The organism is Streptomyces sp. NPDC031426, assembly GCF_055581585.1.
Map to the genome: position 1 here is coordinate 354,701 of NZ_JBVIJE010000008.1, position 26,901 is coordinate 381,601.

26 protein-coding genes are annotated in these 26,901 nt (G+C 71.8%); 12 read left to right on the forward strand and 14 right to left on the reverse strand.

The genetic code is table 11. The features are described 5' to 3' along the window. Positions 1-23: 23 nt before the first annotated feature. The 3 genes from ACZ5NH_RS19485 to ACZ5NH_RS19495 form a co-directional block, all read right to left on the reverse strand. Complete coding sequence (locus ACZ5NH_RS19485; RefSeq protein WP_468776805.1) at positions 24-1,379, reverse strand: NAD(P)/FAD-dependent oxidoreductase; 1,356 nt, start codon at positions 1,377-1,379, stop codon at positions 24-26. Beyond that, positions 1,369-1,578, reverse strand: coding sequence for a ferredoxin (locus ACZ5NH_RS19490; RefSeq protein ID WP_388628671.1), 210 nt, complete (start codon positions 1,576-1,578; stop codon positions 1,369-1,371). Before ACZ5NH_RS19490 ends, ACZ5NH_RS19485 begins: the two co-directional genes overlap by 11 nt. A 701-nt stretch (positions 1,579-2,279) precedes the next feature. Further along, the gene (locus ACZ5NH_RS19495) at positions 2,280-3,494 is read right to left on the reverse strand and encodes a PucR family transcriptional regulator (protein WP_468776808.1); all 1,215 of its coding nucleotides are present in this window, start codon (positions 3,492-3,494) and stop codon (positions 2,280-2,282) included. A gap of 173 nt (positions 3,495-3,667) precedes the next feature. Between ACZ5NH_RS19495 and ACZ5NH_RS19500 the strand changes: the two genes are divergently transcribed. Together ACZ5NH_RS19500 and ACZ5NH_RS19505 are read left to right on the forward strand one after the other, a co-directional pair. After that, positions 3,668-5,986 (forward strand): molybdopterin cofactor-binding domain-containing protein, encoded by a 2,319-nt coding sequence (locus ACZ5NH_RS19500; RefSeq protein WP_468776811.1) that lies wholly within the window; start codon positions 3,668-3,670, stop codon positions 5,984-5,986. Between the two features lie 9 nt (positions 5,987-5,995). Further along, positions 5,996-6,472 (forward strand): (2Fe-2S)-binding protein, encoded by a 477-nt coding sequence (locus ACZ5NH_RS19505; protein WP_388628662.1) that lies wholly within the window; start codon positions 5,996-5,998, stop codon positions 6,470-6,472. A 49-nt stretch (positions 6,473-6,521) separates the two neighbouring features. On the opposite strand, the gene ACZ5NH_RS19510 is transcribed toward ACZ5NH_RS19505, so the two are convergent. Together ACZ5NH_RS19510 and ACZ5NH_RS19515 are read right to left on the reverse strand one after the other, a co-directional pair. Beyond that, entirely contained in the window at positions 6,522-7,172 is a 651-nt protein-coding gene (locus ACZ5NH_RS19510) for a TetR/AcrR family transcriptional regulator (protein ID WP_450984589.1), read from the reverse strand. Positions 7,173-7,256: 84 nt separating this feature from the next. Continuing rightward, complete coding sequence (locus ACZ5NH_RS19515) at positions 7,257-8,207, reverse strand: alpha/beta fold hydrolase (RefSeq protein ID WP_468776814.1); 951 nt, start codon at positions 8,205-8,207, stop codon at positions 7,257-7,259. 143 nt (positions 8,208-8,350) lie between these two features. On the opposite strand from ACZ5NH_RS19515, the gene ACZ5NH_RS19520 reads away from it, so the two are divergent. After that, complete coding sequence (locus ACZ5NH_RS19520) at positions 8,351-9,007, forward strand: HAD family hydrolase (protein WP_468776817.1); 657 nt, start codon at positions 8,351-8,353, stop codon at positions 9,005-9,007. Between the two features lie 42 nt (positions 9,008-9,049). Then, the gene (locus ACZ5NH_RS19525; protein WP_468776819.1) at positions 9,050-10,270 is read left to right on the forward strand and encodes an acyl-CoA dehydrogenase family protein; all 1,221 of its coding nucleotides are present in this window, start codon (positions 9,050-9,052) and stop codon (positions 10,268-10,270) included. A gap of 127 nt (positions 10,271-10,397) precedes the next feature. Here the strand turns inward: ACZ5NH_RS19525 and ACZ5NH_RS19530 are convergent, their stop codons facing one another. Continuing rightward, positions 10,398-10,883, reverse strand: coding sequence for a hypothetical protein (locus ACZ5NH_RS19530; protein WP_451552932.1), 486 nt, complete (start codon positions 10,881-10,883; stop codon positions 10,398-10,400). Between the two features lie 284 nt (positions 10,884-11,167). On the opposite strand from ACZ5NH_RS19530, the gene ACZ5NH_RS19535 reads away from it, so the two are divergent. Continuing rightward, positions 11,168-11,809, forward strand: coding sequence for a phosphoribosyltransferase (locus ACZ5NH_RS19535; RefSeq protein WP_388628645.1), 642 nt, complete (start codon positions 11,168-11,170; stop codon positions 11,807-11,809). Between the two features lie 33 nt (positions 11,810-11,842). Beyond that, positions 11,843-13,255 carry an RtcB family protein gene (locus ACZ5NH_RS19540; RefSeq protein ID WP_468776823.1) on the forward strand — a complete coding sequence of 471 codons (1,413 nt, stop codon included), beginning with the start codon at positions 11,843-11,845 and terminating at the stop codon, positions 13,253-13,255. Positions 13,256-13,301: 46 nt separating this feature from the next. On the opposite strand, the gene ACZ5NH_RS19545 is transcribed toward ACZ5NH_RS19540, so the two are convergent. After that, entirely contained in the window at positions 13,302-13,769 is a 468-nt protein-coding gene (locus ACZ5NH_RS19545) for an archease (protein ID WP_468776826.1), read from the reverse strand. Positions 13,770-13,933: 164 nt separating this feature from the next. On the opposite strand from ACZ5NH_RS19545, the gene ACZ5NH_RS19550 reads away from it, so the two are divergent. After that, on the forward strand, positions 13,934-14,359 hold the full coding sequence (locus ACZ5NH_RS19550; RefSeq protein WP_450984599.1) for a CBS domain-containing protein: 426 nt from the start codon (positions 13,934-13,936) through the stop codon (positions 14,357-14,359). A gap of 78 nt (positions 14,360-14,437) precedes the next feature. Here ACZ5NH_RS19550 and ACZ5NH_RS19555 read toward each other — a convergent pair whose 3' ends face one another. Both ACZ5NH_RS19555 and ACZ5NH_RS19560 read right to left on the reverse strand, forming a co-directional pair. After that, complete coding sequence (locus tag ACZ5NH_RS19555; RefSeq protein ID WP_468776829.1) at positions 14,438-15,427, reverse strand: acyl-CoA dehydrogenase family protein; 990 nt, start codon at positions 15,425-15,427, stop codon at positions 14,438-14,440. Beyond that, the gene (locus ACZ5NH_RS19560) at positions 15,427-16,596 is read right to left on the reverse strand and encodes an acyl-CoA dehydrogenase family protein (protein WP_468776831.1); all 1,170 of its coding nucleotides are present in this window, start codon (positions 16,594-16,596) and stop codon (positions 15,427-15,429) included. Before ACZ5NH_RS19560 ends, ACZ5NH_RS19555 begins: the two co-directional genes overlap by 1 nt. A gap of 221 nt (positions 16,597-16,817) precedes the next feature. Here ACZ5NH_RS19560 and ACZ5NH_RS19565 point away from each other — a divergent pair, with 221 nt between their 5' ends. Both ACZ5NH_RS19565 and ACZ5NH_RS19570 read left to right on the forward strand, forming a co-directional pair. Further along, complete coding sequence (locus tag ACZ5NH_RS19565; protein WP_468776833.1) at positions 16,818-17,606, forward strand: SDR family oxidoreductase; 789 nt, start codon at positions 16,818-16,820, stop codon at positions 17,604-17,606. Between the two features lie 99 nt (positions 17,607-17,705). Continuing rightward, positions 17,706-18,863 (forward strand): acetyl-CoA C-acetyltransferase, encoded by a 1,158-nt coding sequence (locus ACZ5NH_RS19570; protein ID WP_468776835.1) that lies wholly within the window; start codon positions 17,706-17,708, stop codon positions 18,861-18,863. 14 nt (positions 18,864-18,877) lie between these two features. Here ACZ5NH_RS19570 and ACZ5NH_RS19575 read toward each other — a convergent pair whose 3' ends face one another. The 4 genes from ACZ5NH_RS19575 to ACZ5NH_RS19590 are packed head-to-tail and all read right to left on the reverse strand — an operon-like array spanning position 18,878 to position 22,374. After that, positions 18,878-19,927, reverse strand: a complete 1,050-nt coding sequence (locus tag ACZ5NH_RS19575) for an NAD(P)H-dependent flavin oxidoreductase (protein ID WP_468776947.1) — start codon at positions 19,925-19,927, stop codon at positions 18,878-18,880. 11 nt (positions 19,928-19,938) lie between these two features. Beyond that, positions 19,939-20,712, reverse strand: coding sequence for a CoA-transferase subunit beta (locus tag ACZ5NH_RS19580; RefSeq protein WP_468776837.1), 774 nt, complete (start codon positions 20,710-20,712; stop codon positions 19,939-19,941). Further along, positions 20,705-21,562, reverse strand: a complete 858-nt coding sequence (locus ACZ5NH_RS19585) for a CoA transferase subunit A (RefSeq protein ID WP_468776949.1) — start codon at positions 21,560-21,562, stop codon at positions 20,705-20,707. Before ACZ5NH_RS19585 ends, ACZ5NH_RS19580 begins: the two co-directional genes overlap by 8 nt. Positions 21,563-21,576: 14 nt before the next feature. Beyond that, positions 21,577-22,374, reverse strand: a complete 798-nt coding sequence (locus ACZ5NH_RS19590) for an enoyl-CoA hydratase family protein (protein ID WP_388628619.1) — start codon at positions 22,372-22,374, stop codon at positions 21,577-21,579. A gap of 79 nt (positions 22,375-22,453) precedes the next feature. On the opposite strand from ACZ5NH_RS19590, the gene ACZ5NH_RS19595 reads away from it, so the two are divergent. Then, the gene (locus ACZ5NH_RS19595; protein ID WP_468776840.1) at positions 22,454-23,230 is read left to right on the forward strand and encodes an SDR family oxidoreductase; all 777 of its coding nucleotides are present in this window, start codon (positions 22,454-22,456) and stop codon (positions 23,228-23,230) included. Positions 23,231-23,267: 37 nt separating this feature from the next. Then, positions 23,268-24,179 carry an SDR family oxidoreductase gene (locus ACZ5NH_RS19600; RefSeq protein ID WP_468776842.1) on the forward strand — a complete coding sequence of 304 codons (912 nt, stop codon included), beginning with the start codon at positions 23,268-23,270 and terminating at the stop codon, positions 24,177-24,179. 222 nt (positions 24,180-24,401) lie between these two features. Here the strand turns inward: ACZ5NH_RS19600 and ACZ5NH_RS19605 are convergent, their stop codons facing one another. Then, positions 24,402-26,114 (reverse strand): carbohydrate binding domain-containing protein, encoded by a 1,713-nt coding sequence (locus ACZ5NH_RS19605; protein ID WP_468776846.1) that lies wholly within the window; start codon positions 26,112-26,114, stop codon positions 24,402-24,404. A 256-nt stretch (positions 26,115-26,370) separates the two neighbouring features. Between ACZ5NH_RS19605 and msrA the strand changes: the two genes are divergently transcribed. Then, positions 26,371-26,892 carry a peptide-methionine (S)-S-oxide reductase MsrA gene (gene msrA, locus ACZ5NH_RS19610; protein ID WP_388628607.1) on the forward strand — a complete coding sequence of 174 codons (522 nt, stop codon included), beginning with the start codon at positions 26,371-26,373 and terminating at the stop codon, positions 26,890-26,892. Positions 26,893-26,901 lie beyond the last annotated feature (9 nt).

The following is a 26,901-nucleotide window of genomic DNA, read 5'->3' on the forward strand; positions in this document are numbered from 1 at the left end:
GCAGGACGTGGACGGCCGGTGCGTCACACCATCGTCAGTCGGCGATCGGGGAGGTGTCCGGTGAGCGCTACGGTCGGTCCGTGGGACAGCACCGACGGGTCCGGCACATCGGAGGGAATCGGGATGTCGGCCGCGATCGCACGGTCCGCCGCGCCCGGCGGGGGCGGGAACGCGGCAGCCGTCTCGATCAAGTGCCGGTAGTAGTCGAGGGACTTCGCCATGTCGACGGTGACCGCGGCCGTCACCCGTCCTCGGTAGCCGTAGACCATCGCCAGGCGGCGCGCCTCCAAGGAGCCCTGGGCGATGACCACGTAGTCGGAGTAGGTGGGCACGCCGACCGACTTGATGTTGAGCCCGAACTGGGTCGACCAGAACACCGGGACGGCCAGGTGCGGGCGCCGCAGGGGCCCTGGGCTGACCATGTTGTGGGCCGCCACCTGGGCCTGCTCGACCGCGTTCCCCCAGTGCTCCAGGGACAGCATCTGGTAGCCGAACAGTGGGTGGGGGAAGCGGGAGACGTCACCGGCCACGAAGATGTCATCGGTGACGATCCCGTACATGTTGAACGCGCGGCACCCGGCGTCGCAGGCGACCCCGCGAGGGCCCGCCGCCAGCCCGGACTCCGCCAGCCACTCGACGTTGCGGACCGCCCCCAGCGCCACGACGCACACATCGGCGTCGACGCGGCTGCCGTCCGACAGCTCCGCACCGGTGAAGCTGCCGTTCCCGCGCAGGGCGGTGACCGTCACACCGGTGCGCAGATCCACGCCGTGATTGCGGTGCATGACGGCCGCGAGTTTCGACAGAGTGCCGCCGAGCGCGCCCACCAGGGGTGCGGGGCCGCGTTCGGCGACGGTCACGGCCAGCCCGAGTTCCCGGCACGCCGAGGCGATCTCCGAACCGGTGAAACCGGCGCCGATCACCAGCACCCGCTCCGGCCCGGCGGCCAGCCGCTCGGACAGCCCGCCCGCGTCCTCACGGGTGCGCAGAGTGAACACCCCGTCCAGGGCGGCTTCCTCCGGGTTGGGCCAGGGACGCGCGCGGGTTCCGGTGGCGATCAGCAGCCTGTCGTACGGCAGTGACTCGCCGTCTTCCAGCACCACGCGTCTCGCCAGCGGGTCCACACCGGTGGCGGGTACGCCTAGGCGCCACTCGGCGTCCGGATCCCGGCGCATCGGCAGCTCGGTGGTGTCCGCCGTCGCCTGCCCGAGCAGCACCTGCTTGGACAGCGGCGGCCGGTCGTAGGGCGCGTGCGGCTCGTCCCCGACCACGGTCAGCGAGCCGGTGAAACCCTCCTCGCGCAACGCCTCCGCGGCCCGCAGCCCGGCCAGCGACGCACCGACGATGACGATCCGGCCGTCCTTGAGGTCAGCGCACACCACTGCTCACCCCCTCGCCGAGGAGGATCGCCTGCACCGGGCATGCCGCGGCGGCCTGGCGCACGCGCTCGATCTGATCGTCGGGCACGGCCGTGGCGTACAGCAGCCCCTCCTCGCCGTGCAGCTCGAACACCTCGGGCGCGAGGAACACGCACTGTGCATAGCCCTGGCACCGTGTGAGGTCGACAACGGTCCGCATCGTCACCACTTCCTCCGTTGTCACACCCCCCTCGTCTCCAGCATGGGGGGAGATCCGCACGCTCGCACGACGACTGCGCGAGGAACGCGGCCGTGCAGTCGTCGACCCCGGGGCGCGGTGGAGACGGAAGGGCTTTCTCGCCTCCGTGGCTGATCTCCTCGGAGGATGGGCCCAGTTGGTCGGTGTGGCGAGGATCCTCGCCGGAAGCCAGGCGGACAGACCGGCTATCCGGTTCCAGATGACTCTCAACACACTGGCAGCGCCACCTCCAGCAGATCTCCCCGATGACGGCCGGCCTCGCCGTCCAGGTCACCGTCGACATCGGCAAACTGCCCATCGGCCCCTGGCAGGGCTCGGCGTACTGGCCCTGTGGGCCCTCGCCGCACTCACCGCCGGCGGCCTGCTGCTCCGCTTCCGAGACGCATGAACGGTCGGCTGTCCAGGTTCGTCTGCGGCTCGATGGTTCCGGCCGTTACCAGGCCACGATCTACCCGGAACAGACAGCTGAACCCCTGTGAGCGCCGGGTGGAGCCGCTGTGGCGGCTGGAGCGGGAGACCGGCGCACTGGCGTGTCCGTCCGACGCGGGCGACCCCGAGGCCGCCGAAGGCCTGGTCCATACGGCGCTCGACGCCCATGGGTGACTGGACGGTGTCGTGAGCACGGGGTTCGTCCGGTCCGGCGTGGCCGGGGATCGACGGGCTCAGTCCAGCGGGCCGTGTCCGTCGTACGGACCCGGCCGCCCGCTCAGGCGTACGGCCTCCAGGGCGATGTACAGCTCGGCGGAGGACTCCGCGTCGGTGATGCGGCGGCCGGTCAGTTCGGCGATGCGGTTGAGGCGGTACAGGACCGTGTTGCGGTGACAGTGCAGCCGGCCGGCCGCCGCCGTCGTCGATCCGCCGCCGGCGAACCAGGCGTGCAGGGTCGCCAGCAGGGTGGCCCGTTCCTGCGGGGGCAGGGCGAGAAGGGGGCCGAGGACAGCCCGGGCGACTTCCTGCGCCATGTCGGGGGAGGCGGCCGCCAGGAGCGATACCGGAGCGCTGCCGTACAGGTGGGTGCCGCCCGCTCCACGGGGCAGGCACTGTACGGCGAGTTGGGCCTGCCGCCAGGCGGTCGGGGCGTTCACTGGCGAGGTGAAGGCGCGGCTGACCCCGACCCGGGACAGCGCGATGCCGGACAGCTGGTCGACCGCATGCGCGATGGCCTGCTCGTGCGGCAGGGCCAGCAGGCCAACCCAGGCCCCTATCGGCTGGATCCATTCGGAGCCGATTCCGGCGGCACGCAGCCGGCTGCGCACGCTGGGCAGTGGCTCCACCTCGTCGTGGACCTCGGCGCAGACCACCAGAAAGGGGCCCTGCCGGTCGAGGTCCAGGACCCGTGCGATCTCCCATGCGCTCGCTCCGGTGCCGGCCCTGCCGTCGAGCAGGGTGGTGAGCATCGTGCTCCGGGTCGTGGTGTCGCGCCGCGACTGTTCCTCGACGGTGGCCCGATAGGCGTCGGCGGCCGCACTGGAGTAGTCGTCGATGGCCGCCCAGATGTCGGAGGCCATGTGCAGCAGCTCGACGGTGCTCTCCTCGTCCACGGCGGCCGCGAGCAGCCGGTCCCAGATGAAGCGGCCGGCCAGCCGGTAGGCGTGCAGGAGAGCGGCCAGCGGGATGCCCTGCGCGGCCTTCAGGCGCCCGGCGGCGCGGGGCGCCTCAAGGGTCGTGGGCCGCCCCTGCAGTGACGCGAACATCGTGGTCAGGTTGTCGCGCACCAGGGAACGCAACTGTTCCCGGGCGAGCAGCGTGCTCTCGGCGTACGAGTGCTCGCCTCCGAGGATCTCGTCGGTGAGGTCCTCCGCGAGCCGGTCCACCTCGGTCAGCAGCCGGCCGACCAGTTCGACGACCCGGTCGGCGGCCCTCAGCTGCGTCGTCACGGGCGCAGTGTAGGCCGGCGGGACTGTGCGCCGGCACAGTCCCGCGACGCCTTTTCCCGTCGCCTGCCTATGGCCGAAACCGGTGGTGAGCGGTGGAATCACCGGCGGCGTGTCGCACCGTCCTCGCGCGGATCGGGCATGTGCACAACTCGTGGCGGATCGAAGGAGATCGCATGGACAGCTCCGGACACATACCCGCGGCGGCCGGGATCGGGCGGCGCAGATTCCTCGGGTATGTGCTGGCCGCCTCGACGCTGACCGTGGCCGCCGAACTCGGTGAGGTGGTGTTCGCACCGGACGAGGCGGCGGCTGTCGTCCCCTCCGTGCCGGGCCCGGCGGAGATCTACGACCTCAACGACATGCTCACCGATGCGGCACTGCCGACGGCGAACCTGATCACGATCCGCGTCGACACCGACGGCACGGCCTCCTTCGCGCTGCCCCGGGCGGAGGTCGGGCAGGGCATCACGACGTCCAGCGCCATGCTGATCGCCGAGGAACTGGACCTGCCGCTGGAGCGGATCCGGGTCACGCTCGCCGACGCGCGGCCGGAACTGCTGTTCAACCAGCTCACCGGTGGCTCCAACACCACGATCTCGACCTTCACGCCGATCCGGGTGGCGGCGGCGGTGGCCCGGGGCCGGCTGTTGCAGGCGGCGGCCCTGGAACTCGGGGCGGCCCTGAACACCCTGACCACCAAGGCCGGGGTCATCACCTCGTCGGCGGGCGGTCGCAGTCTCACCTACGGCGAACTCGCCCAGAAAGCTGCCGCGATGACGTTCAGTCAGGTGTCCGTCGCGCTCAAGGACGCCGCGGAGTTCGAGGTCATCGGCACCGCGCAGGGCCGTATCGACGCGCGGGAAGCGGTGACCGGGCGCAAGACGTTCGCCATGGACCTGAACATCCCCGAGGCCCTGCCGACGATGGTGTGCCGGCCGCCGACGATCAACGGCACGGTGCGCTCGGTGGAGAATCTCGCCGAGGTGCGGTCGATGCCCGGCGTCACGGACGTCGTGGCCGTCTCCACCGGCGTCGCAGTCCGCGGCCGTACGTTCGGCCAGTGCATCGACGCCGTACGCGCGCTGAAGGTCTCCTGGGGCGCCGGAACGGCCGACGGAAAGAGCGACGACACCGTCCACGACGAACTCCGCAGGACCGAACTCCCGCTTCCGGCACTGGACCTGCTGACCAAGTCGGTCGACGCCCGGTTCACCTTCCACTTCGCGAGCAACAGCGCGCTGGAGACCAACTGCGCCATCGCCGACGTACGAGACGACTCCGCCGAGATCTGGGGAAGCCTGAAGTCCCCGATCGCCGCCCAGGAGCAGATCGCGCTGAAGCTGGGGCTGCCGGTCTCCGCCGTGAAGGTCCATGTCACCGAGGGCGGCGGCTCCTTCGGGCGCAAGCTCTTCCACGACGCCGCCGCCGAGGCCGCCGAGATCTCCCGGGCGATGGGCAAGCCGGTCAAGCTGATGTGGCACCGCACCGACGACTTCCGGCAGGGCCGTACCCACCCGATGGCCACCTCGCGGGTCCGCGCCACCTATGCGCTCGGCCAGGTCCTCACCTACGACCAGCGGCACACCTCCGTCGCCACCGACTTCGGCCACGGCGTCGGCGAGATCATCACCGCGGAGGCCGCGCGGCTGCCCGTCGGCGGCCTCACCTTCTCCGAGACGATCTTCGCGCTCAGCCAGCAGACCCCGTACAACTTCGGTGTCGTCACCCAGACGCTGGGCGAGACCGACGAGGGCTTCAACACCGGCTCGATGCGCAACATCTACTCGCCCAATGTGCGCTGTGCGCAGGAACTCGTCGTGGACGAGCTGGCCAGGCGGATGGGCAAGGATGCCTACCGGTTCCGCCGGGAGTTCCTCAAGGACGAGCGGGCGCGAGCCGTCCTCGACAAGGTGGCCGACGTCGGGAACTGGGGGCGGAGCATGCCCGCCGGGACGGCGCAGGGCATCGCGCTCCATCCCGAATACCACGCGTACGTCGCTGTCCTCGCCGAGATCGACTGCCGGCCGGAGACCACCGGCCGCACGGTCCGCGACGCCTACACCGGCCCTCGCGTCACCAAGGTCGTGTGCGTCGTCGACGTGGGTCTGGCCGTCAACCCTCGGGGTCTTGAGGCGCAGATGATGGGCGGCATCATGGACGGCATCGCGATCACTCTCAGCTCCGGCCTCCATCTGGACAACGGCCACTTCCTGGAAGGGAGTTGGGACAACTACTTCTACACCCGGCAGTGGAACACCCCGCCCGAGCTGGAGATCGTCGTCATGCCGCCGACCACCGGGCAGCCCGGCGGGGCGGGCGAGCTGGCGGTGGCGGGTGCGGCCGCCGCCGTGGCCTGCGCCTACGGCCGGGCCACCGGCACCATGCCGACCAGCTTCCCGCTCAACCACGCCGGACCGCTCGGATTCGAGCCGCTGCCCACCACGCCGCCGATCCCCGCGTCGCCCACCGACGGCCTCGACCGCGCCTACTAGGAGACCCCTGTGCCCGAACACACCTTCATCCTCAACGGCAAGCGGGTGACCGTCGACATCGAGGACGACGTCCGGCTGCTGTGGGTGCTCAGAGACGTCCTCGGTGTCACCGGACCGAAGTACGGCTGCGGTCTCGGCGTCTGCCAGGCCTGCACCAGCCACGTCAACGGCAAGGCGTTCAACCCGTGTTCGGTGCCGGTGCAGGACATCGGCGCCGATGACGAGATCACCACCATCGAGGGCCTGCCCGCCACCGTCGGCCGTGACCTGCATCCGATGCAGGAGGCCTGGCTGGAGTACGACGTCGCGCAGTGCGGCTACTGCCAGCCCGGTCAGATCATGGCCGCCGTCGCCAAGGTCCGCCAGGTCCGCGAGGAGGGCCGGGAGATCACGGAGGCCGACCTCGACGAGATCCGCAACGTCTGCCGGTGCGGCACCTACCACCGCATCCGCGAGGCGATCCAGGCCGGCGCGAAGAAGTACTGAGGCATGGCGCTGGGCCTCGCCGAGCAGCCGGCGCCTCCCGGCGACGGTCCTATTCGTCGCCGGTGGGCTTCAGCTGGAGCGCGTTCTCCCAGATCTTGTTGAGCGTGGTCACCAGCCGTTCGAAGGGGATCCGCTGTCCGAGCACGAACACGCTGTAGGCCATGCGGCTCACCATGCCGGACAGGGCGTGGGCCGTCACCAGGGGATCGAGCGTGGGATCGGCCTCGCCGCCGTCCTGCAGGGCGCGGATCATCTTGGCGTTGCGTCGCGCGAAGGCGTTGCCGCGCTCGATGCGCAGCGCCCGGAAGTTGTCGTCGATGTGGGCGACCTGCTCGAACAGGGCCATCAGGCGCGCGTTCTTCTTGTACGAGCGCAGATAGTCACGGTTGGCCGCGTCGATGAGCTGCCGGGTGTCGGTGATGCCGGTGCGCTCGCGCAGGTGCGGGTGGAGCATCTCCTCCTGCACGATGTCCACGAGCGCCCGGAAGACATCCTCTTTGTCGTTGAAGTACGTGTAGAACGAGCCGGAGGCGACATGGGCGGCAGCGGTGATGTCGGTGATCCGGGCGTCGAGATAGCCGTCGCGCTCGAAGACCTCGCGCGCCGCGGCGATGAGCGCGTTGCGCGTGCGCTCGCCCCGCCGGCTGCGCGGGGCGAGCGGTTGCCGGGAGCCGTCATGAGCCGGGGCCTGGGAAGCCAATGCAGTCCATTCGCCGTCGTTCGCACACGTGCAGGTGGCAGCCGATGATAGTCGCCGCCCGGCGGATCGGCCCCGGCGGCCGCATCACCGGCCCAGGCCGAGGGATCCCAGGAAGCGGAGCAGCGCTGCGTTGACCTCCTGGGGGCGCTCCTGCTGGACCCAGTGGCCGGCGCCTTCCAGGACGACGTGCTCGCGCAGATCGGTGAGGACCGTCCCCAGGTTGTCGGCGGGCATGAACCGGGCGACGGGATCCCTGGAGCCGGTGAGGAAGAAGGACGGCTGTGTGATGGGGCGGCCCTGGAGTTCGCGGGTCAGCGCCCAGTTGCGGTCCATGTTGCGGTAGTAGTTGAGGCCGCCCGTGAACCCGGTCTCCTCGAACGTCCTGACGTAATGGGCCAGCTCCTCCTCGCCGAGCCACGGCGGGGGCGCGAGTTCGGCCTCGTCGCGGGACGCCCACTCGGCGGAGTAGATCTCCCGTGCGACAAGGGTCCTGCGGACATTCCGCGCCAGCGCCCGGTCCGCGACTTCGGGCTCCTGGAACCACACCATGTAGAAGTCGGCGCCCAGCCGCGAACGAAGGACGGGCAGCGGCGGGACGGGGGAGCGCGGGGTGGCGGGAACGCTCAGGCCGGCCACGGCACGCACCCGTCCGGGGTGCAGCCAGGCCATGTGCCACACGACGTTCGCTCCCCAGTCGTGTCCCACGAAGACCGCGTCCTCGGCGCCCACGTCGTCCAGGAGACCCGCGAGGTCCGCGCACAGGTCCACCACGTCGTAGGCCTCGACGTCCCGTGGCCGTGAGCTTCCTCCGTAACCGCGCATGTCGGGCGCGAGGACCCGGTGTCCGGCCTCGGCGAGGGCGAAGACCTGATGGCGCCAGGAGAAGGCGAGTTCGGGGAAGCCGTGGCACAGCACGACCGGCGGTGTGCCGGGCCTGTGCTCGCCGTGCTCGAAGACGCGCAGTGTGATGCCGTTCGTCTCGACGTCACGCGACTTGAGGCGCTCCCAGTCCGCGAGCGAAACCTTCGTCGTCATGTGTCACCACACCGCCAATCAGCCGATCCGACCAAGCGAACCTGCCCTGCTCAGCCGGGTGTTGTAAGTATTGAACTTGACGTTGGATTCAACTATACAGGGCTGTGGCCCCCGCGTACCGACGGCATGAGGAGGAAACGCAGGTGACCCGAACCACCCCGCCCGGGACCCGCACTACCGTCCTGTTCGACTTCGGAGGGGTGCTCACCACCAGCGTGCTCGCGGCCTTCGAGCAGCTGGGCTCCGCCCTGGGCTGCGACCCACGGCTGCCGCTGCGCCTGCTGGCCAGGGACCGGGCGAGCGGCGCCCTGCTCGTGGCGCACGAGGAAGGCCGGATCGGCGAGCTGCAGTTCGAACAGGGCTTCGCCGAGCGGCTCCGAGCCCACGGAGTGGCGATCGACCCCGCCGAGCCGGGCATCGTACGCCGGGTGCAGAGCGCGATGGAGCCCGACCGCGCCATGATCGACCTGGTCGCACGGGTGCGGGAGGCCGGACACCGCGTGGGGCTGCTGTCCAACTCGCTCGGCGACGACTGCTACGCCGGGTTCGACCTGCCGGGCATGTTCGACGCCGTCACCATCTCGCGAGAGGTGGGCGTCCGCAAACCCTCGCGCCGGGCCTACGAGATCGCCTGCGAACGGCTGGGCGTCCGCCCGCGGGACGCGGTGATGGTGGACGACCTGGAGCAGAACATCACCGCGGCCGAACGCGCGGGTCTCGCCGGGATCGTGCACACGGACGCCGCCGCGACGGCCGCGGCGCTGAAGTCCGTGCTCCACCCGCCCGCGCGGACGCGGTGACCTTCCTTCGTTCCCCCACCACGAACCCACCGAGGTGAACCCGTGTTCCCGACGACCGACAGGGCCAAGGCGTACCAGGAGAAGCTGCTGGCCTTCATGGACGAGCACATCTACCCCGCGGAACCCGTCTACGAGGCGCAGATGGCGCAGTCGGGCGATCCGCACTTCCACCCGCCCGTCCTGGAGGAGCTGAAGGCCGAGGCCAGGAAGCAGGGACTGTGGAACCTCTTCCACCCGCATCCCGAGTGGGGACCGGGCCTGACCAACCTCGAGTACGCCCCGCTCGCCGAGATCATGGGCCGCAGCCCGCACCTGGCGCCGGAGGCCACCAACTGCAACGCGCCGGACACCGGGAACATGGAGGTGCTGACGCTCTTCGGCACCGAGGAGCACAAGGAGAGGTGGCTCAAGCCGCTGCTCGCCGGAGAGATCGCCTCCGCGTTCGCGATGACCGAACCGGCCGTCGCCAGTTCCGACGCACGCAACATCCAGCTGCGCATGCGGCGCGACGGTGACGACTACGTCCTCGACGGACGCAAGTGGTGGACCTCCAACGTCCTGCACAAGAACTGCAGGGTCCTCATCGTCATGGGCAAGACCGACCCGGACGCGCCCAGCCACCGTCAGCAGAGCATGATGGTCGTGCCGCTGGACACCCCCGGCATCACCGTGGTGCGCAACCTGCCCGTGTTCGGCTACCAGGACCGGGAAGGCCACGGTGAGGTCCTCTTCGAGAACGTGCGGGTACCGTCCACGGCCCTGCTCGCCCACGAGGGCGACGGCTTCATGATCAGTCAGGCCCGGCTGGGTCCCGGGCGCATCCACCACTGCATGCGCAGCATCGGCATGGCCGAGCGGGCCCTGGACCTGATGATCGACCGGGCCCAGGAGCGGACGACGTTCGGGGCGCCGCTCGCCGAGCGGGCCAACATCCAGGACTGGATCGCCGAGGCTCGTATCGAGATCGACATGGCCCGGCTGCTGACCCTCCAGGCGGCCCATCTGATGGACACCGTGGGCAACAAGGTCGCGCGGACGGAGATCGCAGCCATCAAGGTGGCCGCACCGGACATCGCCCTCAGGGTCGTCGACCGCGCCATCCAGGTCCACGGCGGCGCCGGCGTCTCCGACGACTTCCCTCTGGCCGGCATGTACGCCCACCTGCGCACGCTGCGCCTGGCGGACGGCCCCGACGAGGTCCACAAGCGCACCATCGCCCACCGGGAACTCCGCCGCCGTGAGGCCGAGCGGGGCCCGCGGTGAGGACGGCGGAGGGCGCCGTCTCCTCGGTGCGACCTACGGCTGGACCGCTGACCGGGACACGCCCACGGGTTCAGCCCAGCTTCTTCAGCAGCTCGGCGGCGAGCGGGGCGGAGGAGGCGGGGTTCGCTCAGCGCTCGCGCTTTCCGTCCCGACGCCTCTCGGCGGCCATGGGCAGGGCACGAGGGGTGCTCCCGTCGGAAGTCTCCTCGGCGACCGGCACCGGCTGCCGGTAGCGCGTGGAGGTGTCGATCCCCGGTGCGGTCCGGCCGAGCCGCTGAGCCGTGGCCCTCGCCTCCTCGTCGTCGGGCACGGACACCGCGAGGAGCCGGAAGGGAGCCGAGGGCCGCAGTTCGACGTCCACGACGGGTCGGCCGGGCCGCAGGGCCACGAAGTCCGTCCCGCCGGGATGGCCGCGCGTGCCGATGGACCAGCCGCCGGGAATCCAGGTGCCGCGCTGCCGCACTCCGCGCAGGGCGCGCCACCAGTCGGCTTCGACCGTCACCCGGCACACCGCCGTCAGCGGCACCCGCACATCACCGCGGCGGGCGGCCACCCGCTGCCACCACGACAGGTGTACGACCACGTCGTCCCCGTCGACGAGAATGCGTGCCATTTCTCAGCTCCTCCGTTCCATACTCGTCGCTTCTCCGGGCGGCCGCCGGACACCGCTGCGGGCGCCGATGCTCGTCACCCGAGCCTGGAGCGCGGACCTCGGCGTGTCCCGTGTCGTTGCGGCCCGGTCCGGGTACCCGGCCGGGGCGCCGGAGGGACGTGCCGTCGTGCCGGTCCGGTGGTCCGAGTGCGAGTGGGCGCACCCGCCGGGCGCGAGTCGTCGTACGACCGCACGCCGTGGCCCGGTGACGAGCGCGGCGCAGGCGTGGAAGGAGTCGACTGGGTATGCGGTTTCATGATCGCGTCCATGCCGGCCGGGAGTTGGCCGAGCGGCTGCGCATCCGGCAGGAGGCGGGGGCGCTGACGCATCCGGTCGTGCTGGCCCTGCCGCGTGGCGGGGTGACGGTGGCCCGGGAGGTGGCGCGGGCGCTGGAGGCACCGCTCGACGTGCTGGTCGCACGCAAGATCGGCGCGCCGTTCCAGGAGGAGCTGGGCGTCGGGGCGCTCGCGGGTGACGACCCTCCGCTGTTCGACGAGCGGACCCTGGACGACCTCGGCCTGGACGAGGCGGCCCTGGACGACGTGGTGGAGCGGGAGCGGGCGGAGCTGCACCGCCGGGAGGAGCGGTACCGGCAGGGCCGCCCCGCGCCCGAGCTGCGGGACCGCACCGTGATCCTGGTGGACGACGGGGTCGCCACCGGGGCGACCGCACGGGCGGCGCTGCGCTGGCTGCGCCGCCAGTCGCCGGAGCGGGTCGTGCTGGCGGTGCCGGTGTGCTCGCCGCAGGCGGCGGACCTGCTGCGCGGCGAGGCCGACGAGGTGCTCTGCCTGCAGCGGCCGACCGTCTTCCTGGCCGTGGGGGAGTGGTACGAGGACTTCGAGCAGCTGACCGACGACGACGTGCTCGCCGCGCTGCAGGGGCAGTGACCCAGTGCGCGCCGAGCCGGGGCGGAGACCGCGATGGAGTTGGTCGAGGAACGTTCCTTCCGCTATCGCATCGAGCCGCACGCGGGCATGCGGGTGCCCGGGGTCGTCTTCGCGTCCCGGGAGCTGCTCGCGGATGCCGAGCAGTCCCTGGAGCAGGTCGCGCACGTGGCCACGCTGCCCGGCATCGTCGCCGCCTCGTACGCCATGCCGGACATCCACTGGGGGTACGGCTTTCCCATCGGCGGTGTCGCCGCCACCGACGTGGACGCCGGCGGGGTGGTCTCGCCGGGCGGCGTCGGCTTCGACATCTCCTGCGGGGTGCGGCTGCTGGCCGCCGACTGCGACGCCGATACGCTCCGGCCCGCACTGACCGCCGTGATGGACGGCCTGGACCGGGCGATTCCGCGCGGGGCCGGTCCCGGCGGCGTGTGGCACCTCACCGGCCCCGGAGAACTGGAGCGGCTGCTGGACGGCGGCTCCCGCTACGCCGTGGAGCAGGGCCACGGGGAGGAGCGCGACCTGCTGCGCTGCGAGGACGCCGGCGCGGTCGCCGACGCGGACGTGACCCAGGTCGGGCAGCGGGCCCGGGAGCGTGGCCTCGGCCAGGTGGGCAGCCTGGGCTCCGCCAACCATTTCCTGGAGGTGCAGCAGGTCGCCGAGGTGTACGACGCCCAGGCCGCTGCCGCCTTCGGGATCGGGCCGGGCCAGGTGTGCGTCATGATCCACTGTGGCTCGCGCGGGCTCGGACACCAGATATGCACCGACCATGTGCGGCTCATGGACCGCGCCATGGCCCGCTACGGCATCTCCGTGCCCGACCGGCAACTGGCCTGTACACCGGTCGACTCGCCCGAGGGGCAGGACTATCTCGGGGCCATGGCCGCTGCCGCCAACTACGGCCGGGCGAACCGGCAGTTGCTGTCCGACGCGGCACGCGGCGTGTTCCGGCGCACCGTCGGCACCGGACTGACGCTGGTGTACGACGTCTCCCACAACCTCGCCAAGATCGAGACCCATCCGGTGGACGGCCGGCGACGACGGCTGTGCGTGCACCGCAAGGGCGCCACCCGCGCCTTCCCGCCCGGGCATCCCGAACTGCCGGAGGACATACGGGAGTTCGGACAGCCGGTGCTGATCCCCGGCACCCTCGGGACGGCGTCGTACGTGCTGACCGGCGTGTCCGGGGGCGACGCCTTCCACTCCACCTGCCATGGTGCGGGCCGCACCATGAGCCGTCATCAGGCCGCGCGCAGCATCACCGGCAGCGAGCTGCGGGCGCGGCTGCGCAACGCCGGCATCGCCGCGCGCCCGAAGTCCTGGCGCGGCCTGACGGAGGAGACGCCGGAGGCGTACAAGGACGTCGACGCGGTCGTCGCCGCGAGCGAGGGGGCGGGGCTGTGCCGGAAGGTCGCCCGGCTGGTGCCGCTCGGGGTGGTGAAGGGCTGACGCCGGTGGCCTGCGGGTGCCCGTGCGGCAGGGTGCGCCCGTGCGATCACACGTCCACGATCACCGTGCAGGACCACCCGTACGCGTCCGGACCGATGTGCAACTCCTGCCAGGAGACACCCTTGGGTGCGGCACCGATGACGGTGACGTCCGCGAGGTCGGCGAGGGACAGCCGTACCGCCAGTCCACCGTCGTAGGTGGGCTCCGCTTCCACGTCGACGGGGATCCGGCCCGCCACCTCCAGCCGGTAGACCACCTCCTCCAGCAGCGCGACCAGCAGATCCGCGTCGTCGCCGGGGGCGAGACGGACCCGTTCCATGGTGGCGGGGTGTGCCTCGGACACATCGGCGAAGGCCTCGACCATGGCGCGTACCGCCTCCGCCAGGCACTGTTCCCGGGTCGTGCCCCAGGCCTGCAGACGGATGTCGGCCGTGTGCGGCATCGAGCGGTGACCGTTCTCGCCCTCACGCCGTGCCCGTAGCTCGTCGCTGATGTCACCCACCATGGCCGCCATGATCCCTTCTGCGACCCCCCTCGGCTTCCATCGTCACTCGCCGGGCCCGGCGGCGCCACGCCGTGCGCGGCGGACGACGGAAAAACCGGTTTGCCCGAGCCGTCCCTGGCTACGCGGGCGGGCGAGGCCGTACGCCTCACCATTTCGGATCCCGGAGGTGCCCGATGACACGACGGATACGTGAGGTCATGTCGCCCGGCGCGGTGGCGGTGGAGCCCATGACCACGGTGGAACGGGCGGCGCTCCTCATGCGGGAGCACGACATCGGTGACGTCCTGGTCGCCTACGACTGCGATCTGTTCGGTGTCCTCACCGACCGCGACATCGTGGTGCGGACGCTCGCCGCGGGACTGGACCCGCACTCCACCACGGTCGGCAGGGTGTGCAGCCGGCCGCCGTTGCTGACCCTGACCCCCGAGGACACCACGGACCACGCCGTCGAGCTGATGCGCCGGCACGGCCTGCGCCGACTCCCCGTCGTGGAACACGGCGGCTGCCCGGTCGGCTTCGTCAGCCTCGGTGACCTGGCGGCCGTCGAGGATCCGCACTCGGCGCTGGCGGAGATCAGCACGGCGGCACCGAACCACTGAACCGTCGCGGTGGCCTTCGCGCGGGGCCGCCCGTGACGGGGTCGGGTGACCATGGGTGTCGAGCGGGTGACAGGCCGGTCAGGGCGCGAGTGCCCGGGCCCGGCAGGCCGACGGCGTGCCCCAGGAGGTCCGTAGCGCGTGGGCCTTGCGGATCCACAGGGACAGGTCCAGTTCCTCGGTGTAGCCGAGGGCGCCGTGCAACTGCAGGGCGGTGCGCGCCGCGGCGTACGCGGCCTCGCAGGCGGAGACCTTCGCCGCGGCGATCTCGCGCCCGCACCCGGCGTCGCCCCGCTCCATCGCCAACGCGGCGGCATAGAGCAGCGGTTGGGCGAACTCCAGGGTGATCAGCGAGTCGGCCAGCCGGTGTTTGACCGCCTGGAACGAGCCGATGGCGACCCCGAACTGCCTGCGCTGCCGGGCGTGTTCGACGGTCCGGTCGAGCAGGGCACGGCCCAGTCCGAGGGCCTGCGCCGCCGTGGTGAGCGCCGCGACCTCGGCGGCGTGCGCGGCCGCGGCGCCGACGGCCGGCCCCTGGGCCAGCACGGTGCCGCCGAGCGGGCGGGCCGGCCGCCGGGCCGGGTCGAGCGAGTGCTGAACGGGACCGTGCGCCTCGGCCAGGCGCAGGATGTCGCCCGCGACGACGAACACCGCGTCGGCGGTGTCCGCGTCCAGGGCGTAGGGACTGTCGGGGGAGAGCAGGCACACCGAGGCGACGACCTTGCCGGCGGCGATCCCCGGCAGCCATGCGGCGGCCGTCGCCGCGTCGCCCAGACGGTCCAGGAGAGCCGCCGCCGCGATTGTCTCCGCCAGCGGGCCCGGCACCGCGTGGCGGCCCAACTCCACGAAGGCCACGGCCAGTTCGACCGGAAGTGGGCCAAGGCCGTCGTACCGCTCCGGTAGCCCGAGCGCGAACAGCCCCGCCTCGGCCAGCCTGGACCACAGCGCGCGGCCCGGCCCGGTGTCCCCGACGGCCCAGGACCGTACGACGTCCGGCGTGCCCGCCGCCGTCAGCATGGCGTCCAGCGAGCGGGCGAAGTCGCGCTGCTCGGAGTCGAGGAGGAAACGCATCACCGGCGTCCCTTCGGCAGGCCGAGCAGCCGCTCGGCGATGATGTCGCGCTGGATCTCGTTGGTGCCCGCGTAGATGGGACCGGCCAGCGAGAAGACGTATCCCTCGGCCCAGCCGCCGTGCGCGGGGGCGTCCGCGGCGTCGTCGGCGAGATCGCCGTAGGGGCCGAGGAGATCGAGGGCGGTCTCGTGCAGGGCGATGTCCAGTTCGGACCAGAACACCTTGTTGAGGCTCGACTCCGCGCCGATGGAACCGCCCGCCGCCAGACGTGAAGCGGCCGCGTAGGCGAACAGTTGGTAGGCGCGGGCCCCGATCACCGCGTCGGCGACCCGGTCGCGCAGCGCGGTGTCGGAAGGGTCGGCGTGCTCGTGCCACAGCCGGGTCAGCCGGTCGGCGGCGGCCATGAAGCGGCCGGGGCTGCGCAGGGTGAGGCCGCGCTCGTTGCCCGCCGTGCTCATCGCCACCCGCCAGCCCTGTCCGGGCTCGCCGATGACGTCCCCGTCGGGCACGTACACCTCGTCCAGGAAGAGTTCGGCGAAGGCGGGCTTGCCGTCGAGCCGCCCGATGGGCCGCACCGTCACCCCGTCCGCGTCCAGGGGGAACATCAGGTACGTCAGGCCCCGGTGCGGCCGCTCGGCGTCCGGGTCGCTGCGGAACAGTCCGAAGGCGCGGTCGGCGAACGCCGCCCGCGACGACCAGGTCTTCTGGCCGCTCACGCGCCAGCCGCCGGCGGTGCGTACGGCTGTGGAGCGCAGCGAGGCGAGATCGGAGCCGGCTTCCGGCTCGGACCAGGCCTGGGCCCAGACGACCTCGCCGCTCGCCATGGACGGCAGGACGCGCGCGCACTGCTCCGGTGTGCCGTGCTCGAAGAGGGTGGGCGCGAGGAGGTTGATGCCGTTCTGGCCGACCCGACCGGGCGCACCGGCCGCGTAGTACTCCTCCTCGAAGATCAGCCACTGCAGGATCGAGACACCCCGGCCGCCGTACTCCTCGGGCCAGGAGACCACCGACCAGCGGTCGGCGAACAGGGCCCGCTCCCACTCCCGGTGGGCCGCGAACCCCTCCGCCGTCTCCAGCGAGGGCAGCGGGGTGGAGGGCACATGGTCGGCGAGCCAGGCGCGGGCCTCGGCGCGGAAGGCGTCGTCCGCGGCGGAGAAGTCGAGGTCCATCAGCGGCCCACGGCGACTGGTCCGGGGCGTACGCGGCGGACGGGCTCCATGGGCGCGGTGCGGGGGGCGGGCATTCGCTCTCCTTCCCTAACAAGTGTTTGGTAGATTAACCTGACGACCCGTCAGCCGTCGAGGGGTGTCCGGAGCCGCCCATGAGCTGCGACCGGCGAGTTCGCCCTCATCGCCGAGTGCGTCCTCGGCCTGTCGAAGGAGGCCCGCCCGTGACCACGCCCCCACCGTCCTACGTCCCCGGGCACGCCCTCCTGCACGGCCGTACCGCCGTGGTCACCGCCGCCGCGGGCGCCGGTATCGGCGGGGCGACCGCCCGTCGGCTGCTGGAGGAAGGCGCCCAGATCGTGCTCTCCGACGCCCACGCCCGCAGGCTCAAGGAGTCGGAGGCGGCGCTGGCCGCGGAGTTCGGCGCGGACCGCGTCGCCGCACTGCCCTGCGACGTCACCGACGAGGAGCAGGTCGCCGCGCTCTTCGACTTCGTGGCGGAGCGGCACGGGCGCCTGGACGTCGTCGTCAACAACGCCGGACTCGGTGGCACCGCCGACCTGGTCGAGATGACCGACGAGCAGTGGGCCAAGGTCCTCGACGTCACCCTCACCGGCACCTTCCGCTGCACCCGCGCCGCGCTGCGCCGGATGAGGGCGGCGGGCGCCGGGGGCGTCGTCGTCAACAACGCCTCGGTGATCGGCTGGCGGGCGCAGCGGGGCCAGGCGCACTACGCCGCCGCCAAGGCCGGGGTCATGGCCCTCACCCGCTGCGCCGCCGTGGAGGCCGCGGAGTACGGCGTGCGGGTCAACGCCGTCTCGCCCAGCCTCGCCATGCACCCGCACCTGGCGAAGGTCACCACGCCGGAACTGCTGCAGGAACTGACCGCCCGCGAGGCGTTCGGCCGCTGGGCCGAGCCGTGGGAGGTGGCCAACGTCATCGTCTTCCTGGCCAGCGGCTACTCCTCGTACCTGACCGGCGAGGTCCTGTCCGTCAGCAGTCAGCACGCCTGAACCCCGCGGGCGCCGTGTGCCGGAAGGGTCCGGGTACCTGGTGAGCCGACCGCGTTTCCACTGACACCGCAGACACCACCGATCACCCAAGGAGTGGCCATGACGGAGGCATACATCGTCGAAGCGGTCCGCACGCCGGTCGGCAGGCGCGGCGGCGGGCTCGCGTGCGTCCACCCGGCCGATCTCGGCGCCCATGCGCTGACGGCGCTGATGGAGCGCTCGGGCGTCGACCCGGCCGCCGTCGAGGACGTCGTCCTCGGCTGCGTGGACACCGTCGGCCCGCAGGCCGGCGACATCGCCCGCACCTGCTGGCTGGCCGCCGGGCTGCCCGAGGAGGTGCCGGGGGTGACGGTGGACCGCCAGTGCGGCTCCTCCCAGCAGGCCCTGCACTTCGCCGCACAGGGGGTGCTCTCGGGCACCCAGGACCTGGTGGTCGCGGGCGGTGTGCAGAACATGTCGATGATCCCGATCGCCTTCGCCACCCGCCAGGCCGCCGAACCCCTCGGGCTCACCCAGGGCCCCTACGCCGGCTCCGAGGGCTGGCGGGCCCGCTACGGCGACCGGCCGGTCAACCAGTTCGCCGGCGCCGAGATGATCGCCGAGAAGTGGGGCATCTCCCGCCGGGACATGGAGGAGTTCGCGTTGCGCTCCCATCGGCGGGCCGTCCGCGCCATCGACGAGGGCCGCTTCGACCGCGAACTCGTCCCCTATGGCGAGGTGACCCGGGACGAGGGCCCCCGTCGCGACACCACACTGGAGAAGATGACGGCCCTGAAGCCGGTGGTCGACGGCGGCCGGCTGACCGCCGCCGTCTCCTCCCAGGTCTCCGACGGCGCCTCGGCCCTGCTGATCGCGAGCGAACGGGCCGTACGGGAGCACGGTCTGACGCCCCGCGCCCGTGTCCACCACCTGTCGGTGCGCGGCGAGGACCCCATCCGGATGCTGTCCGCGCCGATCCCGGCCACGGCGTACGCGCTGAAGAAGGCCGGGATGACCCTCGACGAGATCGACCTCGTGGAGATCAACGAGGCCTTCGCCCCGGTGGTGCTCGCCTGGCTGAAGGAGACCGGCGCCGACCCGGAGAGGGTCAACGTCAACGGCGGTGCCATCGCCCTCGGCCACCCGCTGGGCGCCACCGGTACCAAGCTCATGACCACGCTGCTGCACGAACTGGAACGCACCGGCGGACGCTACGGCCTGCAGACCATGTGCGAGGGCGGCGGCCAGGCCAACGTCACCATCATCGAGCGGCTCTGACACCAGGGAGTCCGCTACTCGGCCGGCGGCAGTCCGCGGAGCGCGGCCCGGGCCTCCGCCATGATCCGGTCGACGAGCTCGGCACAGGACGGCAGATCGTCGATCAGACCGGCGACCTGGCCGGAGGCCATCACACCGAGGTCGGTCCGGCCCTCGACCATCGACGCCCTGAGCAGCATGGGGGTGTTGGCGGCCAGCAGGACCTGGCTCCACGTCAGGTCCTTGCCGTGCCTCATCGCCAGACCGTCGCGGACCATCCGCGCCCAGCTCATGCCGGACAGCGCCTTGAAGGACGCCGCGTGACGTACGGCGCGCAACAGCGCGGTCGCCCGGCCCGAGCGTTCGAGGGAGTCGACCAGCTGGGTGCGCAGCATCCGGTGGGGGAGTCCGTCGACCTTGGTCGTGACGATGATGTCGTCCACCGTGGCCGCCAGATACCGGGCCTTGACCGCGTCGGGCACCGTGCTGTCGGACGTGAGCAGGAAGCGGGTGCCCATGGCGATCCCGGCGGCACCGTAGGCGAGCGCGGCGACCAGGCCGCGTCCGTCGTGGAAGCCGCCGGCCGCGACGACCGGGATACCGACCGCGTCCACCACCTGGGGGAGCAGAACGGTGGTGGCGACCTTCCCGGTGTGCCCGCCGCCCTCCCCGCCCTGCACCACCACCGCGTCGGCGCCCCACGCGGCCACCTTCTCCGCGTGCCGCCGGGCGCCGATGGACGGGATGACCACCACTCCGGCGTCCTTGAGCCGGGCGATCAGTTCCCGTGAGGGCGCGAGCGCGAACGAGGCGACCCGCACCCCCTCCTCGATGACGATCCGCACCCGTTCGGCCGCGTCCGAGGCGTCCGCCCGCAGATTGACCCCGAAGGGCGCGTCGGTACGGGACTTGACCTCGCGGACGGCCGCGCGCAACTGGTCGGTCGTCATGGTGGCCGAGGCGAGGATCCCGAGCGCGCCCGCGTCGGCGGTGGCCGACACCAGCCGCGGACCGGCCACCCAGCCCATGCCGGTCTGCACGATGGGGTGCCGCACACCGACGAGCTCGGTCAGTGGGGTGGCGATCGCGAAGTCGCTCACGCCGGCACCTCGCGGTCGCGCAGCGCCCTCGGGTCGATGACCTCGCGGATCAGCCGCAGCTCTGCGGAGGTGGGGTCCCGGGTGTACGGCACCTCGTCCGGGACGGTGAGCGCGAAGCCGGTGGCCTCGGCCACCTGCTCGACCGTGACCCCGGGGTGCAGGGAGCGCAGCCGCATCGTCCGGTCGGGCGTCCGGAAGTCGAGGACGCCCAGGTCGGTGACGACATCCGCGATGCGGTGGTGGCGGGCCGCGGAGGGACCGGCCGCGGCGGCACGGTCGTGGCCGACGCCGCAGACCATGTCCACCCGCTCGACGAACACCCGCTTCGAGTGTCGCGGCACCCAGTAACTGGTGGGATTGTTGAGGGTGTTGGCGGGGGCACCACGTACGCCCAGCAGCTGCCTGGTGGGCCTCGCCCAGTCGCCGATGCAGGAGATGTTCTGGTTGCCGTACCGGTCGAGCTGGCTCGCGCCCATCATCACGTGCCGCCGCCCGGTCGCCACCAGCGCCAGGTGCTGCCGGAACGGAAGCCAGCCCTCGACCACCCCGGCCCTGGCACCGACCGCCGGGACGTCGCCGATCAGCAGCGCCTCGCCGTCGGTCAGCAGCAGGTCGGGGGAGAAGGTCAGCTTCGCCAGCCGGGCCCCGATCGTCGGGACGGTGCCCATCGGGCTGGCCAGAACCTCCCCCGCACCGCGCCAGACCTCGGCGCAGGCCAGGACGCAGTACTCGGCGCGCGTCGCCGTCGTCGCCGTACGGGCCTCACTCATCTGCCGCGACCTCCTCGTGGAACGCCGCCACCGCGGCCTGGTACGCGTCCTCGTCGCCGGACAGGAACCGCTCGCCGAAGGCCCGCCAGGCCTCCGGATCGCGGGCGGCCCGCGCGTAGGCCCGCTGGAACGCCTCGTCACGGTCGTGGTCGGGGACGCAGGAGGTGAAGTGGGCGCCGTGCGGTGTCTCCACGACGCCGCTCACGAACGCGCGCTTGACCAGCAGCGTCTGTGGCCCGGCGGCCTTGAGCAGATCGGCGCTGTCCACGATCCGCTCGCAGGAGACGTACGCGGCGTCGGCGGCCTCGCAGAACAGGTCGTCGAAGTACGGGTCGGGACCGAGGTACTGCGCGTTGCCGTGTACGTCCGCCCGGTTGAGGTGCACCAGCGCGGCGTCCAGGCGCAGGGCCGGGACGGCGACGAGCTCCTCGCCGTCCTCGTACGGCGAACGCACCGTCCGCAGGCGGGGGTTGACCCTCATCACATCGGATCCGAGACCGGCCCGGACCGGCATGAAGGGCAGCCGGTGCGCGGCGGCCGTCAGCCCCCACATGAACATGGCCTCGTCCAGCTCCACCAGTTCCAGCGCGCCCCGCTGCCGGGCCGCCGTGAAGTGCGGCTCCAGGGGGATGGAGTCGAGGGTGGCGAAGGCCGCGACCAGTGTGCGGATCCTGCCCGCGGCGGCCAGCAGACCTACGTCGGGGCCGCCGTAGGAGACGACGGTCAGATCGGTGACGTCCGAGCGCAGCAGCGCCCGCACCAGCGCCATCGGCTTGCGTCGCGAACCCCAGCCGCCGATGCCGATCGTCATGCCGCTGTCCAGCCGGCCGACGACCTCTTCGGCGGTCATCGTCTTGTCCCTGCTCACGACCGCTGCTCCCGGTCCGTGCCGACGGATTCGCGGCCCTTGCCGACGGATTCCCCGTCCTTGCCGAAGGTGTCGCGGACGCGGTCGGCGACGCCGCTGAGATTGGCCTCGAAGGTGAAGCCCTGCTCGAACCGGTAGCTGCGGCGCACGTCGACCGGGTCGATGCCGTTGATCGCAGCCTTGGCCAGCCGGATCAGGGACCCGTCCTTGGCGGCGATCTCCCGGGCCAACTCCAGGGTGGCGGCGTAGAGTTGCGCGCGCGGGACCACCCGCCACACCGAGCCGTGCCGGTGCAGCTCCTCGGCGGTGACGGTGCGGGAGGTGTAGTACAGGGCCCGCATCAGGTGCTGGGGCACCAGCCGGGCGAGATGGGTGGCCGCGCCGAGAGCGCCACGGTCCAGCTCGGGCAGGCCGAACACCGCGTCGTCGGCGGCCACGATCGCGTCGGCGTTTCCGGCCAGCCCGATGCCGCCGCCCAGACAGAAGCCCTGTACGGCGGCGATCACCGGGACCTCGCAGTCGTACACGGCGGCGAACGCCTCGTAGCAGCCCCGGTTGGCGCCGACGAGGGCCTCGTGCCCGGCTGTGCGCTGCATCTCCTTGATGTCGACACCGGCGTTGAAGCCGCGGCCCTCGGCGGTGAGTACAGCGCACCGGACCTTCGGATCGGCGCCGACGGCGCGCACGCAGGCGGCCAGTTCGTACCAGCCCTGCACGGGAAGGGCGTTGACCGGCGGGAAGTCCACGGTGACGACGGCGACGCCTTCTTCGGGGACGGAGGTGGAGACACCCATGAGCAGATCAGCTACCTTTCCACCAAACGTTTGTTAGGCGAGAAGGTAGCAGCGGAGCGCGTGCTGCGGGAGGTGTCCTTTGGCGGCGGTCATCGATCTCACCGGACGCGTCACGGTCGTCACCGGCGGAACCCGGGGCGTCGGCGCCGGCATCGCCCGGGCGTTCCTGGAGGTCGGCGCCGACGTCGTGACCTGCGCGCGCCGGCCCCCGGACGAGCCGGTCGAGGCGGCCGGCCGCACGGCTCGCTTCCTCCCCGTCGACCTGCGCGACGAGGACGCGGTCGGCGCCTTCTTCGAGCAGGTGCGAGGCGAGTACGGCCGCCTCGACACCCTCGTCAACAACGCCGGGGGCACCCCCTTCCGGATGCTCGGCGAGGGCGGAGCCGTACGGCACGCCCGGGTCGTGGAGCTGAACCTCCTCGCCCCCCTCGCCGCGTCGCTCGCCGCGTACGAGGTGATGAGCGAGCAGCGGAGCGGCGGCTCCATCGTGATGATCGGCAGCGTCAGCGGAACCCGCCCGTCACCGGGCACCGCGGCGTACGGCGCGGCCAAGGCCGGCCTGGACAGCCTCGCCCGCTCCATGGCCGTGGAATGGGCGCCGCGGGTGCGGGTCAACACGGTCGTCCCCGGCATGGTCCGCACCGAACTGTCGCGCCTGCACTACGGGGACGAGGACGGCATCGCCGCCGTCGGCCGCACCGTCCCGCTCGGCCGCCTGGCCACGCCCGCCGACATCGGCGACGCCTGCGTCTTCCTCGCCTGCGACCGGGCCGGCTACATCAGCGGGGCGAGCCTGCACGTCCACGGCGGAGGGGAGCGCCCGGCGTTCCTCGACGCGGCCGGCGTCAACAAGTAGCGCATCCTGCCGGATTCGACGAAAGGACTGTCCCCTCATGACCGGACTGTGCACCGGCCGCGTGGCCGTGATCACCGGTGCGGGCCGCGGCCTGGGCCGCGCCCATGCCCTCGCCTTCGCCGCCGAGGGAGCCAAGGTGGTCGTCAACGACCTCGGTGTCGGTCTCGACGGCACGGGCGGGACCGGCGGACCGGCTCAGCAGGTCGTGGACGAGATCCGCGCGCTCGGCGGCGAGGCGGTCGCGCATGGAGGCGACATCGCCACCACTGAGGGCGCGGCCTCCCTCGTGGCCACCGCCCTGGAGACCTACGGCCGCCTGGACACGCTGGTCAACAACGCCGGGTTCGTGCGGGACCGCATGCTCGTCAACCTCGACGAGGACGCCTGGGACGCGGTTGTCCGGGTCCATCTCAAGGGTCACTTCCTGCCGCTCAGGCACGCCGCCGCACACTGGCGCGCCGAGGCGAAGACGGGCCGCATGCCCGAGGCCCGGGTGATCAACACCAGCTCCGGAGCGGGGCTGCTGGGCAGCGTCGGCCAGGGCAACTACTCCGCCGCCAAGGCCGGGATCGTCGGCCTGACCCTGGTCGCCGCCGCCGAACTGGGCCGCTACGGCGTCCAGGTCAACGCCATCGCCCCGGCCGCGCGGACCCGGATGACGGAGCGGACCTTCGCCGAGACCATGGCTGCCCCGCAGGACGGCGGCTTCGACACCATGGCTCCGGAGAACGTCTCCCCGCTCGTGGTCTGGCTCGGCTCCGCCGCCTCCGCCGGGGTCACGGGCCGGGTCTTCGAGTCAGAGGGCGGCCGCATCACCGTCATGGAGGGCTGGCGCCGGGGGCCTACGACCGACAGGGGCGCCCGCTGGACCCCGCCGGAGGCGGGCGAGGCAACCCTGAAGCTACTCGCCGAGACGAAGCCCCCGCAGCCGGTGTACGGCGCACAGTAGCCTCCGACGATCGTCAACGACTGCCCCGGACATGGAAATTCAGTGTGCTCACCGGTGCTCGGCGAGGAAGTCCGCCATCGCCGCGACCAGTTCCGGAGACCCGGCCGCCGTCCAAGGACACGGCGGGATTCGGGCACGTCGGCGGCCGTCACAAGTGGCAGTCGGCTGCGGCGCACCGCCCCTGGAGGAGGTGCGCCGCATCTGCGGTGGGGTGGGTGATGCCTAGCCGAGGGTGAAGTCGTCGGCGTGGACGTTGCCCTGGCCGTACCAGCCGTGGACGTAGACGGTGACGGTTCCGCTGCTACCCGTGGTGAAGTTGACCGTCAGCTGGTTCCAACTCGTGTTGCTGGACCAGGTGCTGGCGCTGGCGCCACCGCTGACCCCGACATAGGCGTAGGGGCCCTGGACCCAACCGGTGAGCGTGTAGCCGTGGTTGGGGGACAGGGTGACGGTCTGGTCGCATTCGCCGGTGCTGCTGGAGCTCGGCGTGACCTGGAGGGCGTGGCTGCCGCTGTGGACCGGGCCGGTCACCACCGTGCTGCCGCCCGTGCAGGCCCAGGGGCTCAGGCTGCCGGTTTCGAAGCCGGCGTTGGTCAGGGAGCCCCCGCCGCCTCCGCCCCCACCGCCGCTGGAGGTGACGGTGAGCGTGTAGGTCGCGCTGTGGCTGCCGCCGGCCGCGCTGCCGGTGACGGTGATGGGGTAGGTGCCCGCGGCCACGGACGAGCCGGCCGTCGCCGTCAGCGTCGAGGTGCCGCCGGATGTCACGGACGCGGGGCTGAAGGAGATGCTGACGCCGGAGGGCGCGCCGGAGGCGGAGAGGCTGACGGATTCGGCGCTGCCCGAGGTGACGGCCGTGGCGACGGTCGCGGTCGCCGAGCCGCCCTGGGCGACCGAGGCGGAGCCCGGCGACAGGGAGAGGGAGAAGTCACTCGTCGTGCCTCCGCCGCCGCCCGAGCTGCCTTCGTAGGGCACGAACGCGTCCGTGAACGCCAGGCTGTTCTGGCTGATCTCGCTGCACGTGGGCAGCGAGTTGGCGCTTCCGCCGCACGGCTGGTCCCGGTTGACGGACCAGAAGGCGAGCCGCCCGACGCCGTTCTGCGCGGCGAAGTTCTCCACGGTCCGGGCGTCGGCCAGGGTGAACGTGGAGCCGTCGTCGTTCTTGCCGATCATCGGGGTGATCCCGAGGTTGACGTAGGTGTAACCGGAGTCGACGGACTGCATCTGCGCCAGTGTGGCCCTGGCCGCGTCGATCGCGCCCTGGCCCATCTCGGTGCCCGTACCGGCGTAGTAGTCCATGGCCATGATGTTGACCACGTCGATCCTGATGCCCGCGTTCTTCGCGGCCTTGAGGATGTTGACGCCGTCGTTGGTGAGGCCGCTGGTCAGGACCGGCAGGGTCATGGAGAACTGCAGGCCGGCGTTGGACGCCTTGAGGTCCTTCATCGCCTGCATCTGGCGGGCCGCGGCCGCGGTGTCCGCGACGGCGGCGCCCTCGACGTCGAAGTCGAGCCGGGTGACGCCGTAGTCGTTGATGAGGGCCTGGTACCCGGCGTCGATGCTGCTCTGGGTGGAGCAGGTCCAGGCGAGCGGTTCGCCGCTCGCCCCGCCGGAGGAGATGATGACCGAAGCGCCCTCGGACTTCGCCTTGGCCAACTCGGGGTCCGTGTAGGAGTCGTTGCCGATGGGGAGCGTGTCGCCCCAGATCTGGTTGCAGCCCTCGCCGAGGACGAACGCCGCGGTGTAGGCCTTGAGTTGGTGTCCGGTGATGGCGGTGTCGAGGAGTCCTTCCTGACTGTTGGACATGTCGACGTAGGGAGCCACGGAGTAGACGCTGCTCGCCGCCGCGGCGCTGCCGGCCGGTGCCAGAGCCACGGCGGCGCCGGTGGCGGCGAGCGCGAGCGCGCAGGCGGAGGCCGCAAATCTTGCCAGGTGCATGACAGTGCCCCTTCTGGGGATGCCTCGGGCGTGGGGTGGTGGGATGGTGCCGTGCGAGCCGAGTTGGTACATACCAAAGCGCCGGTGAGTCGCCCCGTCAAGAGGACTAGACCAACTCGTGCCTCTGGACTCCCGTTGCCGGGGACTGCGTGCCCAGGGCGGTGAAAGTCGGTCGCGCGCGGGCCGTATTAGGCTGGGTGACCATCGAACCGGCATGTCGACGACCGCGCCGGGCTGGAGCTTCAGGGAGTGACCGATGACCGTGGGAACCGAGCGGGCCGTCCTGGCGGGCGGTTGTTTCTGGGGCATGCAGGATCTGGTCCGCAAGCAGCCGGGCGTGGTGTCCACACGCGTCGGCTACAGCGGCGGTGACACGCCGAACGCCACGTACCGCGACCACGGCGACCACGCCGAGGCCATCGAGATCGTCTTCGATCCCACGGTGACGAGCTACCGCGACATCCTGGAGTTCTTCTTCCAGATCCACGACCCGACCACGCGGGACCGCCAGGGCAACGACATCGGGCGCAGCTACCGGTCCGCCATCTTCTACGGCGACGAGGAGCAGCACCGCGTCGCCGTGGACACGATCGCGGACGTGGAGGCGAGCGGGCTGTGGCCGGGCAAGGTGGTCACGGAGGTGGAGCCCGTGGGCGACTTCTGGGAGGCGGAGCCCGAGCACCAGGACTATCTGGAGCGCTACCCCAACGGCTACACCTGCCACTTCCCGCGACCGAACTGGAAGCTGCCCAAGCGAGAGGCGTCCTCGACGGACTGACACGGCGTC

Bases quoted from the DNA above. Each gene is read 5' to 3' on its own strand.
- ACZ5NH_RS19490 (WP_388628671.1), bottom strand. From the start codon at position 1,578: ATGCGGACCGTTGTCGACCTCACACGGTGCCAGGGCTATGCACAGTGC.
- ACZ5NH_RS19500 (WP_468776811.1), top strand. From the start codon at position 3,668: ATGGACAGCTCCGGACACATACCCGCGGCGGCCGGGATCGGGCGGCGC.
- ACZ5NH_RS19515 (WP_468776814.1), bottom strand. From the start codon at position 8,207: ATGACGACGAAGGTTTCGCTCGCGGACTGGGAGCGCCTCAAGTCGCGT.
- ACZ5NH_RS19530 (WP_451552932.1), bottom strand. From the start codon at position 10,883: ATGGCACGCATTCTCGTCGACGGGGACGACGTGGTCGTACACCTGTCG.
- ACZ5NH_RS19535 (WP_388628645.1), top strand. From the start codon at position 11,168: ATGCGGTTTCATGATCGCGTCCATGCCGGCCGGGAGTTGGCCGAGCGG.
- ACZ5NH_RS19540 (WP_468776823.1), top strand. From the start codon at position 11,843: ATGGAGTTGGTCGAGGAACGTTCCTTCCGCTATCGCATCGAGCCGCAC.
- ACZ5NH_RS19545 (WP_468776826.1), bottom strand. From the start codon at position 13,769: ATGGCGGCCATGGTGGGTGACATCAGCGACGAGCTACGGGCACGGCGT.
- ACZ5NH_RS19550 (WP_450984599.1), top strand. From the start codon at position 13,934: ATGACACGACGGATACGTGAGGTCATGTCGCCCGGCGCGGTGGCGGTG.
- ACZ5NH_RS19555 (WP_468776829.1), bottom strand. From the start codon at position 15,427: ATGCGTTTCCTCCTCGACTCCGAGCAGCGCGACTTCGCCCGCTCGCTG.
- ACZ5NH_RS19560 (WP_468776831.1), bottom strand. From the start codon at position 16,596: ATGGACCTCGACTTCTCCGCCGCGGACGACGCCTTCCGCGCCGAGGCC.
- ACZ5NH_RS19570 (WP_468776835.1), top strand. From the start codon at position 17,706: ATGACGGAGGCATACATCGTCGAAGCGGTCCGCACGCCGGTCGGCAGG.
- ACZ5NH_RS19580 (WP_468776837.1), bottom strand. From the start codon at position 20,712: ATGAGTGAGGCCCGTACGGCGACGACGGCGACGCGCGCCGAGTACTGC.
- ACZ5NH_RS19585 (WP_468776949.1), bottom strand. From the start codon at position 21,562: ATGACCGCCGAAGAGGTCGTCGGCCGGCTGGACAGCGGCATGACGATC.
- ACZ5NH_RS19590 (WP_388628619.1), bottom strand. From the start codon at position 22,374: ATGGGTGTCTCCACCTCCGTCCCCGAAGAAGGCGTCGCCGTCGTCACC.
- ACZ5NH_RS19600 (WP_468776842.1), top strand. From the start codon at position 23,268: ATGACCGGACTGTGCACCGGCCGCGTGGCCGTGATCACCGGTGCGGGC.
- ACZ5NH_RS19605 (WP_468776846.1), bottom strand. From the start codon at position 26,114: ATGCACCTGGCAAGATTTGCGGCCTCCGCCTGCGCGCTCGCGCTCGCC.
- msrA (WP_388628607.1), top strand. From the start codon at position 26,371: ATGACCGTGGGAACCGAGCGGGCCGTCCTGGCGGGCGGTTGTTTCTGG.